We start from the raw sequence: 16,828 nt of genomic DNA, 5'->3' as shown, positions 1-16,828 counted from the left end.
GCACATGATGTGCGGGGGGCCGGGGCGGCGGTGCGTCCTGCGGTGTCAGGTGGTTCTACGGGTTGGTGAAGTAGCCGAGGAGGTCGGTGATGACGTGGTTGCTGCCGCCCCAGCTGTTGGAGACGCTGACCTTGCCCGATCCGACCGGGGTGGTCACGTGGTTGGGGACGGTGGCGCCGGGGAGCGTGTTGAGGCTGCTGGCGCCGGGGAGCGTGCCGCCGAAGGCGTACGCCGTCAGGAAGCCCGGGCTGGTGGTGTCGGTCGCGGTGACGTTCAGGACCGCGCCCACCGCGTTGGCCGGCAGACCGGAGACCGTCGTCGTGGCGCCCGGGGCGAGCTTGCCCGTGGTGCGGGTGTCAGAGAGGCGCTTCGGGACGACCGGCTTGAACAGGGCCTTGCCGTCCTTGCCGTAGTAGCCCACCGCATCCAGCACCAGGTGCGTGGAACCGGAGTTGGTGAACAGGGTGATCGTGCCGTCCGGGCCGACCGGCACGATGGCCTGATTCGACTTGTCCTTGCCCGGCTCCACGTTCAGGTTCGAGGTGGCGGTCCGCTGGGCCGGGTCCGGGTAGGCGATGACGTGCGCGTTCTCCGTGGCGCCGGTCCCGGTCAGGTTGAGGGCGACGGCGGTGGCGTCGGCCGGGATGCCGCCGACGCCGGCGACCTTGACGGTGCGGGGCTTGCCGCCGGGCAGCGCACCGCCGGTGGTGCGGGTGTCGAGCAGCCGGGCCGGGGCGAGCGGGGTGAACCGCTGGCCGGTGTTGGGCTGGTAGTAGCCCACGAAGTCCACGATGATCGACGCCCGGCCGGAGTTGAGCTGCATCAGGACCTCCCCGGAGCCGCCGACGGGGACGGTGACGGTGTTGGAGGTGGTGCCGCCCTCGCGGACGTTGACGTTCGAGGTCGCGGGACGGTCCTGTCCGTCGGGCCAGACGGTGAGGTGGGTGTCCTCCAGGGCGCCGGTGACGGTCACGTTGAGGACGACCGCGGACATGCCGCCCGACAGCGCGTGCCCCCGCTGGCTGACATGGAAGGGCAACTGCATCGCGAGCGGCACGCCGCCCGGCATGGAGGGGGTGTCGTCGCGGCTGTCGTAGAACCGGAACGGCTCTACTGCCACGTAACCGGACGCCGCGTAGTCGGCCTTGAACGTCTGGCTCGAGGTGGACGTGGTGCCCTTGGAATCCTGGAGGGTGAGGGTCACCTTGTAGTCGCCGGGTGTCCGGTAGGTGTGCGTGACCTGGGACAGGTCGGAGACCTGCCGGGTGGTGCCATCGCCGAAGTCCACGTCGGCGCGGCTCAGCGGCCACGGCGCCGCGGTGGCCGACGGGTCGACCCGGACGGTCAGCGGGGAGGTGCGCTCGGTCGGGCCGTCCGGGGCGGGCAGCACCTCCGCGGCGGTGAAGGCCGCGGTCAGCGCACCGGCCGCGGTCACCTTGACCGGCTGCTCGGCGAAGACCTTCTTACCGGCCGCGTTGGACGCGGTCACCTTGACCACGCACGCGCACGGAGAACTGTAGACGTGCGAGGCGACGGCCTCGGCGGCCTCGCCCTGCCGGGTGACGACCGGGGCGCTCCCGTCGCCGAAGTCCACGCTGTACGACATGGCGGCGGGCCAGATGCTGTTCGACGAGGCCTTCACCTCCACCTTGGTGCCCACCGGCGCCCAGGGCTGGTCGACCGACATGGTGACCACGCCCAGGCGGTCGTGACGCTCGAAGGCGCCGCGGTCGAGGAACCCGCCGTCCTTGCCGGTGTTGGCCACGGTGGGGTCGTCGATCGGGCCGGTGCCGTCGAAGTCCGGGGATGCCAGCGCGCCCGGGGCCGTCGCGTCGGCGGAGTCGACGACGGTGGCGTTGACGTCCGCCGGATCCACGAAGTCGTGCAGACCCTGGCCGGTCGCCGCCCGGAACTCCGAGAGGGTCTTGTACTCGGTGCCCGCCCAGTTGTAAGGAGCCGCCGTGACAACGGACTGGCGCACGAGGACGTTGTAGTCGGCGCGGGTGCCGGCCGCCGCGCTCTGCGCCACCTGGAGGCCGTGGCGCGCTGCGGCGGGCGTCGCGCAGGCGGAGTGGGAGCTCTCGACACGGACCACGTTGTTGAACACCGAGGTGTCGGCGGAACCGCCACTGACCGAGATGCCCTCACCGCAGGAGCTGATGACGGTGTTGTTGGCCAGGGCCGTGCCGGAGGCGTCCACTACGGTGAGCGCGGTGGGCCGGGAACCCTGGCGGAGGATGTTGCGGCTGAGGATCGTGCGCTGGGCGCCGGCCCTGACCTGCGCAGCGATGATGTAGCTCCGGCTGACCCGGACGTCCGCGCTTCCCGCACCGATCACGAGCTCGCGCAGGAACTCGGAACTCTCCATGGTGATGTCGCCGGAACGCTCGACCAGGGCGCCACCCCTCGTCCTGATCCCACGGAAGACCAGGTGGGAGGCGCCGTCGATGGTCAGGAGGTTGGCCAGTTCCGCCTTCGCCCACGACGTGCTGCCGCCGTGGACGGTGAAAGTGATCGGCTTGCCCGGCTCTCCGGAGCGCTCGATCGTGACGGCCTCGGGATAGGAGCCCGGGGTGATCCGCACGGTCTGGCCCGGCTGGGCCGCCTTGGCCGCCGGCTGGATCGAGCAGAACGGGGCGGCCTGCGTTCCGGTGCCGGTATCCGAGCAGTTGGCGTTCGTGCCGTTGTTCACGAACAAGTCGGCCGGGGTCTCGGCGGCGGAGACCGCCGGTATGCCGAGGATGGTGACGAGGCCTGCGGTGAGCAGGACCGCCGCACGAGTAGGACGCACCAGCAGTATTCCTTCGAGGAAAGGGCTGCGTGGATCTCGGTTCGGTGCGGCATGCCATGACGCCGAACGGCCCGTTCCCCCCAAGGACGTCAGGCGCATGAGAATCCACAAAGACGGTGCTCATGATGCCTCGCCGGCACGGCCTTTGTCACTAGAGAATTGAACACGCTCAACATTCGTTGCCGGAGTACTAGGGGCGGTGCTTCGGCTTCAGGGAGTGGTCGGGGGACAGGAGGGCGGCGAGGCGCTGGGCCACGGTCTGGGCCTGGTTGCCTTCGGGGGTCTTCGGGCCCTTGGTCGCGCTGACCGCGATGGCCAGCTTCTCCGCCGGGAGGTAGGCCTGGATGGCCGCGTACCCGGAGAACGACGGGTTCTGCACGATCCAGCCGTTGACCACGATGACCCCGAAGCCGAAGTGCTCGGCCGCCGTGTTTCTCAGGCAGACGGTGGCCGGACAGCCTCCCGTCGGGGTGCCCAGGCCCACCGTGCCCGGGTCCAGCTGGGTCTTGAAGGCCTGCTCGGACAGCAGTTCGCCGGTGCCGACGGCGCGGGCGGAGCGTTCCAGGTCGCAGATGTCGGTGGTGAGGACCGCTCCCGGAGCGGTGGTCCATGACGGGTTCCAGTACGTCGACTCCTCGTAGATGCCGCGCTCCGAGGTGAAGGAGTGCAGCGCGGGCACCGGGATTTCCGCCGTGGTCGCGCTCGCGGTCTCGTCCAGGCCCAGCGGCTCCATCACGCGCTCTTCGAGGAGCCGTTCCAGGGACACCCCGGTGATCTTCTCCAGTGCGGCGCCGAGGAGTTGGAAATTGGCGTGCGAGTAGCTGAAGTTGGTGCCCGGCTTGTACCAGAGGGGATGCGCGGCGGCGATGCCGATGACCTCCGCGGGGGTCCAGTGCCGGAACGGCGCGGCCTCGAGCTCGGCGAGGAACTTCGGGTCCGTCACGTAGTCGTGCAGGCCGGAGGTGGAGTTGCCGAGCTGCCGCAGGGTGATCTCCTTGGCGTGCGGGGCGTCCGGCAGCCACCGGGAGAGGGGGTCGTCGAGGCTCGCCCTGCCCTCGTCGGCCAGTTGCAGCAGCACGGTGGCCATGTACGCGATCGCCACCGACCCCGAACGGAAGTGCATCGCCGGCTCGGCCGGGACACCCGTCATGGACTCGCCGAGCGCCGCGGTGACGAGCTCGTCGCCGTCGGACGAGACCCGCACGATCAAGGAGTTCAGCCCGAGCTCCCGCTTGGCCTGCTCGGCGACGCGGAGCACGTCCTGGGCCTGCCCCTGCGCGGGTCCCGGGGTGCTGACGCAGTCCTCCGGCGCCGCGGCCGCCGCTGCCCCGGCGGGGAGCGTGGCCGCAACCAGCGCGGCGATGCAGGGCAGCACCGTACGAGTACGCCTCACACCCCCATGATGGGCGGGTACGGGCTCCCGCGCGCGGCGGGCCGGATCAGCGGGCCCGGGTGATCCCGTCCAGGAACGCGCTCCAGCTCGCCGGGGCCACGGCCAGCTCGGGACCGGCGGTCACCTTGGAGTCCCGGACGTGGACGGTGGTGGGGCAGGCCGCCACCTCGACGCAGTTACCGCCTTCGCCGGTGCTGTGGCTCGACTTCCGCCAGGCATAGGCGACCTCGAGGCACTGGCCGCCTTCACCACTGCTATAGCTGCTCTTGAACCAGGCCAGGTCGGTGGTGTTCATCGTTCTCCCAGCATCTTCTCGATCATGTCGAGGGACTCGGCGGGCGTGAGCGCGCCTGCCCGGATGATCCCATAGCGCTCCGCCATGATGCGTACCTGCTCGGGGTCCGTGATCAGGTGGGGGCGGCCATAGGTTTCCGCGTACGCGACTTGCTGGCGGCCCTTCGGGTGGAGGAGGGTGAACGAGCCGTCCATTGCCGCCTGTTCGCCACTCCTGAACGGCACTACTTGGAGTTCCACCGTCCGCAGGCGCCCGATCTCCAGGAAGCGCTGTAGCTGCTCCCGGTGTACCTCCGGCCCGCCAACCTGCCGTTCCAGCAGGTTCTGGTCGAGGACGAGGCTGATGGTGGGCGAAGGCCAGCGCTGGAAGAGCTGCTGGCGTGCCATGCGGTCCATGACCCGCTTCTCGATGGTCTCCTCGTCGAGCAGAGGGCGACGCTTGGCGAACACCGCCCGTGCGTGGCGCTCGGTCTGGAGCAGGCCCATCACGCCCTGGTGGCTGTAGTCGTGGATGGCCTGGGCGGCTGCTTCGGCCTCCGCGTAACTCCGGAACCAGTCCGGATGCCGCGTCCGCGCCTTCGCCAACGCTTCCTTGACGTCCGGGATCGCCACCCGCAGCACACCCCGTGCCCCCAGCACACCGTCCGCCCGTTCCAGCAGGTCCGGCTGCGGCGTCCGCACCCCCCGCTCGATCGCGCCGATGAGGTCCTCGCTGACGTGGAGCAGCGCGGCCAGTTCCTTCTGGTGGAGGCCGGCCGCCTCCCGTAGCGCCTTGATCTGTTTGCCGAGCGCCCGGAACAGGTGCGCGGTGCCGTCCGCCTCCACCGGGCGTTCGGGTCGTTCCTCGCGGTCTGACATGTCGTTCATACGCTGAACCGCCCTCGTCCGTACAAGCCGTACACACAGACGTCGGCGCACCTACAGCGCATCTGCGTCACGCCGCGACTACTGGAAAGCGTAGAGCGCCGTCGCCACGCTCGGTGAGGTGACGACTGAAAAGAGTGACATGGCACAGCGGTTCAGCTCGACGCCGCGGGGTGCCCGGCTCGCCCGGCGGCTCGCGCAGGTGCAGCTGGCCTTCTGGGGGGTGCCGTTCGGCTGCGAGCTGTCCGACGACGTCGGGCTCGTCGTGGGGGAGCTCGCCGCCAACGCCGTGCTGCACGGGCGGGTCCCCGGGCGGGACTTCGAGCTGCGGCTCGAGTACGGAGCGGGGAACGTGCGGGTGATGGTCAGTGACACCCGGAGCGACAAGGCGCCGCCGGACGCGCCGGCGCCCGTCGATCCGTGGTCGGCGGAGGACGGGCGCGGGCTGTTGCTGGTGGCCGCCGTGGCCCGGGAGTGGGGAGTGGCGGGCAGGGGGCCGGGCAAGACGGTGTGGGCGGAGCTCGGGCAGGTGCCTCAGGAGGCGGGCGCGGGGCTCGCCTTCGGGGCGGCGAGGGGCTCGTCACCGAACGGGTCGTCCGCCGGGGGAGTCGGCTGAGTGGACGGCTTCGGCTTCGGCTTGGGGTCGGCGTCGGCGTTGCCGCGTTCGATGGCGAAGGCCTCGGTCACCGCCGTCTGTACGGCGGCGCCGTCGACACCGCCGTAGGCGTAGACGCAGTCCCTCTTCGTGTTCTTGGGGCACGGTGCCGCGGCCACCCCGTGCTCCCGGTGCGCGGTCGGCATCGACGGCAGGGTCACCCAGGCGTTGGCGACGGGACTGTAGGCCTCCGCCGTGGTCAGGGTGGTGGCGCCGTTGATCCCGCCCAGGACGTAGACGCAGCCGTCGCTCATGCCCTCCGGGCAGGGGGCGGTGGCCGCGCCGGGCTGGTCACCGCGGGGGGTCGGCATGTCGGGTACGTACTGCCAGGCGTTGAGGAGGGGGCTGTACACCTCCACCGAGGCGATGTCCGTGCCCGCGGTGTTCCTGCCGCCGATGGCGTACACGCACGTGCCCTTGAGGCCCAGGTCGCCGGGGCAGGGGGCGGCCGTGCCGGCGTGGGTCGTGCGGGCGGTCTGCAGGGGGGTCAGCGTGGCCCAGGTGTTCGTGGCCGGGCTGTACGCCTCCACCGTGGCGAGGGCGGTGTTGGCGGCGTCGGTTCCGCCGAAGACGTACACGCAGGTGCCGCGCAGCCCCAGTCCTTCCGGACACGGGGCCGTGGCCGCCGCCGCGTTCGAGCGCGCGGTCGGCATGGAGCGCACGGTCAGCCAGGCGTTCGTCTCCGTGCTGTACGCCTCCGCGGCGGCCAGGACCGGGCCGCCGCCGAAGACGCCTCCGAGGGCGTACACGCAGTCGCCGCGGACCCCGTCCGGGCAGGGTGCGGTCGTACTCGCCTGGCCGAACCGGGGGGTCTTCATCCGGGGCAGCGTGGCCCAGGTGCCCACGGCGGGGCTGTACGCCTCCAGGAGGTCACCGGCTCCGCCTCCGACGGCGTACACGCAGGTGCCGTGGAGGCCCTCCGGGCAGTCCGCCGCGGCCCCGGTCACTCCCGCGCGGGCCGTGGGCATCGGCGGGGCCGTCACCCACACGCCCTGCGCGGTCGCGGAGGTGGCCGACAGGGCCAGGAGCGGGGCCATGGCCAGGACGGCGAGCCGTCGCCAGCCCCGGGTACGGGTGTGACTCACGTGCCTCATCGCTTACCTATCTCGCGGGGGAATCCGGCACTGTGAAGTTACCTATGGTGATCCTATTGTCGCTTGCCGTGACGACCGAATGCGCTAACGGGCCGCACGAACGGCCTGCCCGCCGCCTGGCCGTCGTCGCCGCGGCCCGCGCCGGAGGACTCCGCCGCGAACACCCCGATGCCGGCCGCGAGGGCCAGTACGCCGACCGCCGCGCGGAGTCGTTCCTTCTTGGTGCTGGTAGCCATAAAACCCGGCATAGGGGCGGTAAATGGGCAAACCGGGGGCCATGTGGCCAATCCCGGCAAGGACTTGGGTCCCCTGTCCGTTCGGTCATGAGAGGGCGGTGAAGGCGAGACGAATGGTCCGTCACATCTGCCGGGGTGACGGCGAGTCTCCTGCGAAGACCTGATAGACAGTGGATATTCACGGCCCGATCGGCCGTACTCCTTATGACGGCTCCTGGGGGGATCGCCGCACTGTGAAGCCGCTTCACCGTCACCTCGTCAACACCTCGCGCAAGGTCCTGTGCACCGCCGCACTCGCGGCCAGCCTGACCACCGCCGCGGTCGTGACCAACCCGTCGACCGCCGACGCGGGGGAGTCCGAGCCGACTCCCGACAGCCCGCAGGCCACCGACCGCGGTGACGCGCGGCTGGACCTTCCCGACATCGTCGCCGACCCGCAGCCCGCTCCCGGAGGCACTGCGCCCGAGGGGGCCAGCGGGATACCCGCGACCGCCCTCGACGCCTACCGGCGGGCCGAAGTGTCCGTCGCCGCCGCGCTCCCCGGCTGCAAACTGCCCTGGCAGCTGCTCGCCGGCATCGGCCGGGTCGAGTCCGTGCACGCCTCGGGCTACGGGCTCAAGGCCGACGGCTACACCGAGAAGCCGATCCGCGGCCCCCGCCTCGACGGCAACGGCTTCGCGGAGATCCGCGACACCGACAAGGGCGAGTGGGACGCGGACACGGAGTACGACCGTGCCGTCGGCCCGATGCAGTTCATCCCCTCCACCTGGGCCACCTGGGGCGCCGACGGCAACGGCGACACCAAGCGGGACCCGAACAACATCTACGACGCGGCGCTGGGCGCGGGCCTGTACCTGTGCGCGGGCGACCGGGACCTGTCGGTCGAGGCCAAGCTCGACGCGGCGGTCCTCAGCTACAACAACTCGCGCGAGTACGTGAACACGGTGCTCGGCTTCATGCGGCAGTACCAGGCCGGTGTCGGCGAGGTCGCGAACCCGCCCGCCGGGAACTACCCGATCGAGACGCCGGGCAGCACCCTGCCCACCCCGCAGCCGGCGGCCAAGCCCACCCCGGCGCCGGCCACCACGCCCAAGCCGACCCCGACCCCGACCCCCACCCCGACCCCCACCCCGACCCCCACCCCGACGCCCACGCCGACGCCGACCCCGGCCCCGCGCCTGTCGGAGCTGACGGTCCTCGGCGGCCCCGGCCTCACGGCCGAGGCCGGAGCGGCGTTCGCCGAGGTCCCGCGGGTCAAGGTGGTCCGCAGCGACGGCAAGCCCGCCGCCGGCCAGCAGGTCGTCTTCGCCGTCGAGGCCGACACCACCGGCGGCACCCGCTTCCCGAAGGCCCCGGCCGACTCGCTCGTGGTCGTGGCCGACGCCGAGGGCATCGCGGCCGCGCCCGGCCTCACGGCGGGTCCCGCGGCGGGCACCTTCACCCTGCGGGTCTCGGCCACCGACACGGCCGGCAGGCTCACGGCGGCCTTCACCGGCACGGTCACGGCGAAGCCGGTGGCCGACGCGCTGGCCCGCCCCGCCGGCTCGCAGCCGCTGGAGGCCGTCGCCGGTCAGGGCATCAAGGACATCACGGTCCTCGCCACGGCCGACGGCAAGGCCGTCGCGGGCACGGAGGTCTTCGCCGAGCTCGTGGTCAAGGACGCGGACGGCGCATGGGTCCCGGTGGACCCGGCGACCGCGAAGAGCCCGTACTTCAAGGACGAGGCCGGCAAGAAGGTCTTCAGGCTCCCGCTGCTGAAGTCCGGCGCCGACGGCAAGATCGTCCTGCCGGAGCTCTTCACCGACGCGGACCTGGCCCCAGGCACGTACACCCTGCGCCTGACCACCCCCCAGAAGGTCACCCTCCTCCTGGACGTCAAGATCACCGCCCCGGCGACCCCGGCCCCGGCCCCGACGCCGACGCCGTAAGGCCCGCCCGGAACGACCCTGGGGCCCGCACCGTGCACACGGTGCGGGCCCCAGGCCTTTCCCCGCCCCCTCGGGAGGGGGAAAGGCAGGAGCCCCGCCGCTCTGCTCGCGCAGAGGGGACAGGGCTCCTTGGGTACTGCTTTTCCAACCGCGATTAAGGTTGGCCCAGGCGATTAGGCCGGGGTGACGTTCTCCGCCTGCGGGCCCTTCGGACCCTGCGTGACGTCGAAGTTCACCGTCTGGTTCTCCTCGAGGGAGCGGAAGCCAGAGGCGTTGATCGCGGAGTAGTGGACGAAGACATCCGGGCCGCCGCCGTCCTGGGCGATGAAGCCGAAGCCCTTTTCAGCGTTGAACCACTTCACGGTTCCGGTAGCCATGAGCCCTCCTATGGGCCAAAGGGTCGCCCTGCTCCAGAACCTGCTAAGAAGTCTGAAAACTACAAAAGCCTGCGGGTCACATTCTCCGCAGGCCTCGTACTGCAAGGGAAACCAAACTGCAACTTGCGTCGAGCCTAGCACGCACCCCGTGGCGGAGACCAGAGGGAAAGATCACGTCACTCGGACGTTTGAGACCCGCGGCAAGGCTGACGTGGACCCGGGGGCTAGTCTCGCGATGTGGACGTCTACCGCAGCCGGCCCCGCGTCGGCCACATCCAGTTCCTGAACTGCCTGCCCCTCTACTGGGGGCTGGCCAGAACCGGCACGCTGCTGGACCTGGAGCTGACCAAGGACACCCCCGAAAAGCTCAGTGAGCGCCTGGTCGCGGGCGAGCTCGACATCGCCCCGATCACCCTCGTGGAGTTCCTCCGCAACGCCGGCGAGCTCGTCGCCTTCCCCGACCTGGCGGTCGGCTGCGACGGCCCCGTGATGTCCTGCGTGATCGTTTCGCAGGTCCCGCTGGAGCGGCTCGACGGAGCCCGCGTCGCCCTCGGCTCGACCTCCCGCACGTCCGTACGCCTCGCCCAGCTGCTGCTTTCCGAGCAGTACGGGGTCCGGCCGGACTACTACACCTGCCCGCCCGACCTGGGGGTGATGATGCAGGAGGCCGACGCGGCCGTGCTGATCGGCGACGCCGCGCTGCGCGCCTCGCTCCACGACGCCCCCCGGCTCGGCCTGACCGTCTACGACCTGGGGCAGATGTGGAAGGAGTGGACCGGGCTGCCGTTCGTCTTCGCCGTCTGGGCCGCCCGCAAGGACTACCTGGCCCGCGAGCCCGTCGTCGTGCAGAAGGTGCACGAGGCCTTCCTCGCCTCGCGCGACGTGTCCCTGGAAGAGGTCGCCAAGGTCGCCGAGCAGGCGGCCCGCTGGGAGGCCTTCGACGCGGAGCTGCTGGAGCGGTACTTCACCACGCTCGACTTCCGCTTCGGACCGGAACAGATCGCCGGCGTACGGGAATTCGCCCGGCGCACGGGACCGACGACGGGGTATCCCGCGGACGTGGCCCTGGAGCTCTTGACGGCGGCCGTTCCGGAACACTGATCGGGATACTGATCGGGAACACCACTGATCGCGTTTGCGGGCCGGTCATGACGGATATGCCGTTTCCGGTGAATTCGGTTCCGCTTTTCATTCCCGTCACCCGCCGGGGAGGGAAAGGCGGCCCGTTCCGGCGGCGCGCCCCCCGAGCCCCTTAGTGTGCTGCCTGTCCGGGCGACACGAGGGCCCCGGAACCGGGGGATGGGGGGACACGATGCAGCCGCTGGAGACCGGTGAGCCGCGGACCATCGGCGCGTACCGGCTGCTGGGCCGGCTCGGCGCGGGCGGCATGGGCCGGGTCTACCTGGGGCGCAGCGCGGGCGGCAGGACCGTGGCCGTCAAGATCGTGCACCCGCACTTCGCCGCCGACGAGGAGTTCCGGGCCCGGTTCCGCCGCGAGGTCGAGGCCGCCCGGCGGGTGGGCGGCGAGTGGACCGCGCCCGTGCTCGACGCGGATCCGGACGCCCCGGTGCCGTGGGTGGCCACCGGCTACGTGGCGGGCCCCTCCCTGGACCGGGCGCTGGCCGCGCACGGGCCGCTGCCCGAGGCCTCGGTACGGGCCGTCGGCGCGGGGCTCGCCCGCGCCCTGGTGGCCGTGCACGGGCTGGGGCTCGTACACCGGGACGTGAAGCCGTCCAACGTGATGCTGACCCTCGACGGGCCCCGGCTGATCGACTTCGGGATCGCGCGGGCCACGGACGGCACCGCCTCGCTCACCTCCACCGGGGTCTCCGTCGGCTCGCCGGGCTACATGTCGCCCGAGCAGATCCTCGGCAAGGGCGTCACCGGCGCCTCCGACGTGTTCTCGCTGGGCGCGGTCCTGGCCTTCGCGGCGACCGGCCGGCCGCCCTTCACCGGCGACAACTCCGCGACCCTCCTCTACAAGGTCGTCCACGAGCCTCCGGAGCTCGGCGCGGTCCCGGCGGGGCCGCTGCGCGAGCTGATCGAGGCCTGCCTGGCCAAGACGGCCGCCGACCGGCCCGCGCCGCAGGCGGTCGCGGCGGCCCTGGACGGCGCCCTGACCACCCCGGGCTGGCTGCCCGCGCCCCTGGTCGAGGAGGCCAGCCGGGCCGCGGTCGCCCTGCTCGACCTGGACGCGGACACCGCGGGCGGTGCCGCTCCGGCTCCGGAACAGCCGTCGGGTCCGGTCCCGTTCACCGCCGCCTCCCACGGCGGCCCGGCGGGCGCCGGCTTCGGATCGCCCGACCCCTCGTTCGCGAGCCAGGGCCCGTACGGCGTGTACGGGAGCCCGACCGAGACGGCGGGCGGCGGGCCCGCCCCCGCCGGAGGCCCGTACGGCCCCTACGGTTCGCCCGCCGGAACGGGAGGCGGGGGTGTGCCCGGACCCCGTACCGCGCCCGGCGGGCGGCAGGTCGCCGTCAGCGCGGCCGGCCGCCGCCTCAGCTGCACGCTCGTGCTCGCCGCCGCGGCCGTACTCGCGCTGGTGTCCGGCGGGCTGTACGGGATGGGCCTGCTGCCCGGGCAGGGCGACAAGGGCCGGGACACGGCGGCCGGCGAGGGCCCGCGCAGCTCCGCGCCGCCCTCCGCTTCGGCTCCGGCCGCCGGCGGGAGCCCGTCCCCGGGGACCGAGGCGCCCAAGGGGACCGAGGCGCCCAAGGGCACCCGCCAGGACGTCCCCAAGGAATTCATCGGCACCTGGAAGGGCACCGTCACCACCGCCCGCATGGGCGTCCCCAGCGAGTTCGAGATCACCATCAAGGCCGGCAAGGTCGGCGAGGTCGTCGCCCGGGACAAGTCGGTCCTGGCGATCCTCGGCACCGACTGCAGCGGCGACTGGAAGCTCGCCTCCGCCACCGACCGCTCCCTCGTCCTGGACACCTCGGGCGGCCCCAACCCGGCACCCGGGATCTGCTCCAACGGCTCCGCCGACGAGCGGTTCACGCTCAACTCCAACGGCACCCTGCACTACACGTCGGGGGACGTCCCGGCCGGAAACCCGGAGGGCGACCTGACCCGCAGCCCGTGACGGGGAGCCGGGAGCCCTGGCGTAGGCTGGATCGGTCCGGACCTTGACACACCGCCGAAAGGTGACGCACCGGTGACCGACCAGGCCGCTCTCCAGTCTGTCCTCGACCGCGCCGCCGCAGGGGGCCGGATCACCAGGGAAGAGGCGCTCGACCTCTACCGGTACGCGCCGCTGCACGCGCTCGGCCAGGCCGCCGACGCGGTGCGCCGCCGCCGCTACGCGGGCACCGAGCACATCGCCACGTACATCATCGAGCGGAACATCAACTACACGAACGTGTGCGTCACGGCGTGCAAGTTCTGCGCCTTCTACGCGGCCCCCAAGGACACGAAGAAGGGCTGGTCCCGCGACCTCGACGACATCCTGCGCCGCTGCGCGGAGACCGTGGAGCTCGGCGGCACCCAGATCATGTTCCAGGGCGGGCACCACCCGGACTACGGCGTCGAGTACTACGAGCACCACTTCTCCGCCATCAAGAAGGCCTACCCGCAGCTGGTCATCCACTCCCTCGGCGCGTCCGAGGTCGAGCACATGGCCCGCATCTCGGGCGTCTCGGCGGAGGAGGCCATCCAGCGGATCCACGCCGCCGGTCTCGACTCCTTCGCCGGCGCCGGCGCCGAACTGCTGCCGGAGCGCCCGCGCAAGGCGATCGCGCCGCTCAAGGAGTCCGGCGAACGCTGGCTGGAGATCATGGAGATCGCGCACCGGCTGGGCGTGGAGTCCACCTCCACCATGCTGATGGGCACCGGCGAGACCAACGCCGAGCGCATCGAGCACATCGCGATGATCCGTGACACGCAGGACCGTACGGGCGGCTTCCGCGCCTTCATCCCGTACACCTACCAGCCCGAGAACAACCACCTCAAGGGCCGCACCCAGGCGACGATCTTCGAGTACCTGCGGATGATCGCCATCGCGCGCCTGTTCCTCGACAACATCGCCCACATCCAGGGCTCCTGGCTCACCGTCGGCAAGGAAGCGGGCCAGCTCTCGCTGCACTACGGCGCGGACGACCTCGGCTCGATCATGCTCGAGGAGAACGTCGTCTCCTCGGCCGGCGCCAAGCACCGCTCCAACCGCCAGGAGATCATCGACCTGATCCGCAAGGCGGGCCGCACCCCGGCGCAGCGCGCGACGACGTACGAGCACCTCCTGGTGCACGACGACCCGGCGAACGACCCCGTCGACGACCGGGTGGTCTCGCACATCTCCTCCACCGCCATCGAGGGCGGCACCGCGCACCCCGAGCTGAAGCTCATCTCCACGAACTGATGCTGACGCTCCACACCGCCGAACTCCTCGTCCCCGCCGCCGGATCCGCGCCGCTGCCCGGCGGCGCGGTCCTCGTCGAGGGCGACCGGATCGCCGACGTGGGACCGTACGAGGCCCTCGCCGCGGCCTCTCCGCACGCGCGGGCCCGGCGCTGGCCCGGGGTGCTCACCCCGGGGCTGCTCCTGCGCGGCGCGGACGCGCTCCTGGAGCGGACGTACCACCCCGACGATCCGTACGAGACGGCCGAGCTCGGCACCGACCCGATCAGCGGGCAGGACGCGCTCGAGGCGCTGAAGCTGACCGAGGCGCGGTGGGGCAACAGCGCACGGCGCGGCACGCAGAAGCTCCTGGCGCGCGGGGTGGTGGCGGTCACCGGCCGCTTCGCGATCCCGGCCGTGCGCACGGCGGTGGCCCGCTCGGGGCTCACGATCCTGCCGCCCGCCCCGTACGAGGGCACACCCGCCCTGGACCCCTTCGCCGGCCGGGGCGCCGCCGAGGAAGCCTTCCACGGGGTGCTGGAGCAGGGCGCCCCGGCCCGCTTCGCCGTCTTCGCGGTCGCGGATCCGGCGGCGCTGCTGGCGCAGGGCGCGACCACCTGCGTGGCCACGGTCATCGGGGGCCGGCTGCTGCACCGCCGTCGCTGAGCCGGGCGTCCTGCCGGGCGAGGGCGGCGAGCAGGCAGGCCTGGAGGCGGCTGATCCCGCCCAGCTTGGTCCGTATGTTGCCCACGTGGAACTTGACGGTGCTGACGGACAGTTGCAGCTCGGCGGCGAGCTCCGCGTTGGAGGCGCCGGTGGCCAGGCACAGGAACACCGCGAATTCCTGGTCCGTCAGCTGCGTCGTCAGCTGCGCCGACGGCCGCGCGTCCGCGGGGGAGGCCTCGTACGGGGGGAACCAGGCGGGAACGCTGAAGCTGACGACGCGCACGGTTTCCACTCCTAGCCCCCGGCCGGCCAAGCGGCTGTCAGTCCGGCTCTCCCCTTAAGGGACGTGCGGACCGGACAGGTAGGTTCCGTTCGCGTCGTACGGCCAGGCATTCGACGTGCAGCCGAGCAGTCCCTTGATCTGCTGCATCATCGCGGGCGCGGGCTTGCCGGGGCCCGGGCAGGTCTCGTGCTCGTGGCCGAGCTCGTGCCCGACCTCGTGATTGACGATCAGCGCCCGGTACTCCTCCACGGGGCCGCTGAACTGCGGTGACCCCTCCTTCCAGCGCTTGAGGTTCACCACCACGGTGTGGCCCGCCCGGCAGTTGGTCTCGCCGATGAGCTCGGGGGTGACCACCTCGCACAGCCGGTCGGTGGTCGTGGGGGTCGCGATCTTGACGGTGAAGTCCACCGGCTGGCCCGGTCCGGCGAGCTGGAAACCGTACGCAGGGTCCCTGGTCCAGCCGCGCGGGTCACCGAGGATCGCCTCGACGGCGCGGGCGGCGGAGTCCGGTTCGACGCCGCTGCCCTCCTCGACCTCGATCCGCCAGCGGCGTACGGGTCCCTTGCCCTGCGCCGCGCCGGAGGCGGCGGAGGCCTTGAAGACGCCCGTGCCGGAGGCCGGGACCGGTGCGGCGGGCGACGCGGGGGCGCTCGGGGTGGCCGCGGCGGGGGCGGAGGGCCGGGTGGAGGGGGCGCCGGAGGACTGCGCCGGGGCGGGGGAGCGTCTGCCGCCCTGTGCGGCCGCGTCCGATCCCTCGTCGGGCCCGCCGTCCTGCCCGTCGGGCCGGGCCGCGGACGGCCGTCCGTCCGCCGTACCGCCGTCCTCGCCCGGGGCCATCGCGTACGCGGTCGCCGAGACCGCGGCCAGGGCCGCCGAGCCGAGGATGATCGTACGCCGCAGCCGCCTGCGCCGCTCCGCCCGGCGCCGGGCGCGCGGGCTGAGGCGTGAGCGACCGGTGGAATGGCCTGCCGGCATCGTGAAGCCCTTTGCTCGTGGCGGCCGCCACGGATCCGGCCGCTGGTCAGGCCCATGATCCATTGGGTGACCGTCACCGGGCCGCACCGGCCCCCAGTCAACGCGCCGGGGAGCCCGGGCGGAACTGTCCTTCGGGCCAGTTGTCCGCCGCACCGCACCGGGGCTCGTCCTTCCGCGCCGGCCCGGCCTGAGAGGATGGGGCGTACCCGCCGATCCGCAGCGCACACCGAGGGGCGAACACCAGTGACAAGGGCTTCCCTGGACAAGCAGCCGCACGAAGTCGCCTCGATGTTCGACGGCGTCGCGGCCCACTACGACCTCACCAACGACGTGCTCTCGCTCGGCCAGGCGCGGCTGTGGCGCAAGGAGGTCGCGAAGGCGGTCGGCGCCCGCCCCGGGCACCTCGTCCTCGACCTGGCCGCCGGCACCGCGACCTCCTCGCTGCCGTTCGCCGCGACCGGCGCCTACGTCGTCCCCTGCGACTTCTCGCTCGGCATGCTGCGGGAAGGCAAGAAGAAGCACCCGTGGCTGCCGCTGACGGCGGGCGACGCGACGCGCCTGCCGTTCAAGGACGACTCCTTCGACACCGTGACGATCAGCTTCGGCCTGCGCAACGTGCAGGACACCGACGCCGCGCTGCGCGAGCTGTACCGGGTCACCAAGCCCGGCGGCCAGGTCGTCATCTGCGAGTTCTCGCAGCCCACCTGGGCCCCCTTCCGCACGGTGTACACCGAGTACCTGATGCGCGCCCTGCCGCCGGTGGCCCGGGCCGTCTCCTCCAACCCCGACGCGTACGTGTACCTCGCCGAGTCCATCCGCGACTGGCCCGACCAGCCCGCGCTGGCCGCCCTGCTGCAGAAGGCCGGCTGGTCCAAGGTCGCCTGGCGCAACCTGAGCGGCGGCATCGTGGCGCTGCACCGGGGCTCCAAGGCGTAAG

16 protein-coding genes are annotated in these 16,828 nt (G+C 72.1%); 7 read left to right on the top strand and 9 right to left on the bottom strand.

From position 1 onward, the window contains the following. Window positions 1–55: 55 nt before the first annotated feature. From ACZ6I1_RS26270 to ACZ6I1_RS26255, 4 genes are all read right to left on the bottom strand, one after another. Window positions 56–2,791 carry a PKD domain-containing protein gene (locus ACZ6I1_RS26270; RefSeq protein WP_469291103.1) on the bottom strand — a complete coding sequence of 912 codons (2,736 nt, stop codon included), beginning with the start codon at window positions 2,789–2,791 and terminating at the stop codon, window positions 56–58. Between the two features lie 190 nt (window positions 2,792–2,981). After that, complete coding sequence (locus tag ACZ6I1_RS26265) at window positions 2,982–4,184, bottom strand: serine hydrolase domain-containing protein (RefSeq protein ID WP_469291101.1); 1,203 nt, start codon at window positions 4,182–4,184, stop codon at window positions 2,982–2,984. 46 nt (window positions 4,185–4,230) lie between these two features. Next, window positions 4,231–4,479: a DUF397 domain-containing protein gene (locus ACZ6I1_RS26260; protein ID WP_469291099.1), complete on the bottom strand. Its 249-nt coding sequence runs from the start codon at window positions 4,477–4,479 to the stop codon at window positions 4,231–4,233. Continuing rightward, window positions 4,476–5,345: a helix-turn-helix domain-containing protein gene (locus ACZ6I1_RS26255; protein WP_469291097.1), complete on the bottom strand. Its 870-nt coding sequence runs from the start codon at window positions 5,343–5,345 to the stop codon at window positions 4,476–4,478. The genes ACZ6I1_RS26260 and ACZ6I1_RS26255 overlap by 4 nt, the downstream gene beginning before the upstream one ends. 118 nt (window positions 5,346–5,463) lie before the next feature. Between ACZ6I1_RS26255 and ACZ6I1_RS26250 the strand changes: the two genes are divergently transcribed. Continuing rightward, the gene (locus ACZ6I1_RS26250; RefSeq protein ID WP_469291096.1) at window positions 5,464–5,958 is read left to right on the top strand and encodes an ATP-binding protein; all 495 of its coding nucleotides are present in this window, start codon (window positions 5,464–5,466) and stop codon (window positions 5,956–5,958) included. On the opposite strand, the gene ACZ6I1_RS26245 is transcribed toward ACZ6I1_RS26250, so the two are convergent. Together ACZ6I1_RS26245 and ACZ6I1_RS26240 are read right to left on the bottom strand one after the other, a co-directional pair. Continuing rightward, window positions 5,877–7,082, bottom strand: coding sequence for a Kelch repeat-containing protein (locus ACZ6I1_RS26245; protein ID WP_469291094.1), 1,206 nt, complete (start codon window positions 7,080–7,082; stop codon window positions 5,877–5,879). The genes ACZ6I1_RS26250 and ACZ6I1_RS26245 overlap by 82 nt on opposite strands. Window positions 7,083–7,144: 62 nt before the next feature. Beyond that, complete coding sequence (locus ACZ6I1_RS26240) at window positions 7,145–7,327, bottom strand: hypothetical protein (protein ID WP_469291092.1); 183 nt, start codon at window positions 7,325–7,327, stop codon at window positions 7,145–7,147. A 233-nt stretch (window positions 7,328–7,560) separates the two neighbouring features. On the opposite strand from ACZ6I1_RS26240, the gene ACZ6I1_RS26235 reads away from it, so the two are divergent. Beyond that, on the top strand, window positions 7,561–9,255 hold the full coding sequence (locus tag ACZ6I1_RS26235; protein ID WP_469291090.1) for a lytic transglycosylase domain-containing protein: 1,695 nt from the start codon (window positions 7,561–7,563) through the stop codon (window positions 9,253–9,255). Window positions 9,256–9,428: 173 nt separating this feature from the next. Here the strand turns inward: ACZ6I1_RS26235 and ACZ6I1_RS26230 are convergent, their stop codons facing one another. Beyond that, window positions 9,429–9,632, bottom strand: coding sequence for a cold-shock protein (locus ACZ6I1_RS26230; RefSeq protein ID WP_030012116.1), 204 nt, complete (start codon window positions 9,630–9,632; stop codon window positions 9,429–9,431). A 237-nt stretch (window positions 9,633–9,869) separates the two neighbouring features. Here ACZ6I1_RS26230 and ACZ6I1_RS26225 point away from each other — a divergent pair, with 237 nt between their 5' ends. From ACZ6I1_RS26225 to ACZ6I1_RS26210, 4 genes are all read left to right on the top strand, one after another. Beyond that, on the top strand, window positions 9,870–10,733 hold the full coding sequence (locus ACZ6I1_RS26225) for a menaquinone biosynthetic enzyme MqnA/MqnD family protein (protein WP_469291089.1): 864 nt from the start codon (window positions 9,870–9,872) through the stop codon (window positions 10,731–10,733). A 211-nt stretch (window positions 10,734–10,944) separates the two neighbouring features. Beyond that, entirely contained in the window at window positions 10,945–12,717 is a 1,773-nt protein-coding gene (locus ACZ6I1_RS26220) for a serine/threonine-protein kinase (protein ID WP_469291087.1), read from the top strand. 72 nt (window positions 12,718–12,789) lie between these two features. Beyond that, window positions 12,790–13,989 (top strand): cyclic dehypoxanthinyl futalosine synthase, encoded by a 1,200-nt coding sequence (mqnC, locus tag ACZ6I1_RS26215; protein WP_469291085.1) that lies wholly within the window; start codon window positions 12,790–12,792, stop codon window positions 13,987–13,989. Then, complete coding sequence (locus ACZ6I1_RS26210; protein ID WP_469291083.1) at window positions 13,989–14,633, top strand: imidazolonepropionase-like domain-containing protein; 645 nt, start codon at window positions 13,989–13,991, stop codon at window positions 14,631–14,633. Before mqnC ends, ACZ6I1_RS26210 begins: the two co-directional genes overlap by 1 nt. On the opposite strand, the gene ACZ6I1_RS26205 is transcribed toward ACZ6I1_RS26210, so the two are convergent. Both ACZ6I1_RS26205 and ACZ6I1_RS26200 read right to left on the bottom strand, forming a co-directional pair. Further along, window positions 14,599–14,916, bottom strand: coding sequence for a response regulator transcription factor (locus tag ACZ6I1_RS26205; protein ID WP_469291082.1), 318 nt, complete (start codon window positions 14,914–14,916; stop codon window positions 14,599–14,601). The two genes, ACZ6I1_RS26210 and ACZ6I1_RS26205, sit on opposite strands and share 35 nt — an antisense overlap. A gap of 54 nt (window positions 14,917–14,970) precedes the next feature. Further along, window positions 14,971–15,891 (bottom strand): DUF3152 domain-containing protein, encoded by a 921-nt coding sequence (locus tag ACZ6I1_RS26200; RefSeq protein ID WP_469291080.1) that lies wholly within the window; start codon window positions 15,889–15,891, stop codon window positions 14,971–14,973. Between the two features lie 243 nt (window positions 15,892–16,134). Here ACZ6I1_RS26200 and ACZ6I1_RS26195 point away from each other — a divergent pair, with 243 nt between their 5' ends. Then, complete coding sequence (locus ACZ6I1_RS26195; protein ID WP_469291079.1) at window positions 16,135–16,827, top strand: demethylmenaquinone methyltransferase; 693 nt, start codon at window positions 16,135–16,137, stop codon at window positions 16,825–16,827. Window position 16,828: the final 1 nt, after the last annotated feature.

Source organism: Streptomyces sp. NPDC046303, from assembly GCF_055588085.1.
The sequence above is the reverse complement of the archived record's forward strand: the minus strand, read 5'-3'. Positions and strand labels throughout refer to the sequence as shown.

What these genes read in the sequence shown, in the direction of transcription:
- ACZ6I1_RS26230 (WP_030012116.1), bottom strand. Translation starts at nt 9,632, where the DNA reads ATGGCTACCGGAACCGTGAAGTGGTTCAACGCTGAAAAGGGCTTCGGC.
- ACZ6I1_RS26220 (WP_469291087.1), top strand. Translation starts at nt 10,945, where the DNA reads ATGCAGCCGCTGGAGACCGGTGAGCCGCGGACCATCGGCGCGTACCGG.
- ACZ6I1_RS26255 (WP_469291097.1), bottom strand. Translation starts at nt 5,345, where the DNA reads ATGAACGACATGTCAGACCGCGAGGAACGACCCGAACGCCCGGTGGAG.
- ACZ6I1_RS26210 (WP_469291083.1), top strand. Translation starts at nt 13,989, where the DNA reads ATGCTGACGCTCCACACCGCCGAACTCCTCGTCCCCGCCGCCGGATCC.
- ACZ6I1_RS26200 (WP_469291080.1), bottom strand. Translation starts at nt 15,891, where the DNA reads ATGCCGGCAGGCCATTCCACCGGTCGCTCACGCCTCAGCCCGCGCGCC.
- ACZ6I1_RS26240 (WP_469291092.1), bottom strand. Translation starts at nt 7,327, where the DNA reads ATGGCTACCAGCACCAAGAAGGAACGACTCCGCGCGGCGGTCGGCGTA.
- ACZ6I1_RS26260 (WP_469291099.1), bottom strand. Translation starts at nt 4,479, where the DNA reads ATGAACACCACCGACCTGGCCTGGTTCAAGAGCAGCTATAGCAGTGGT.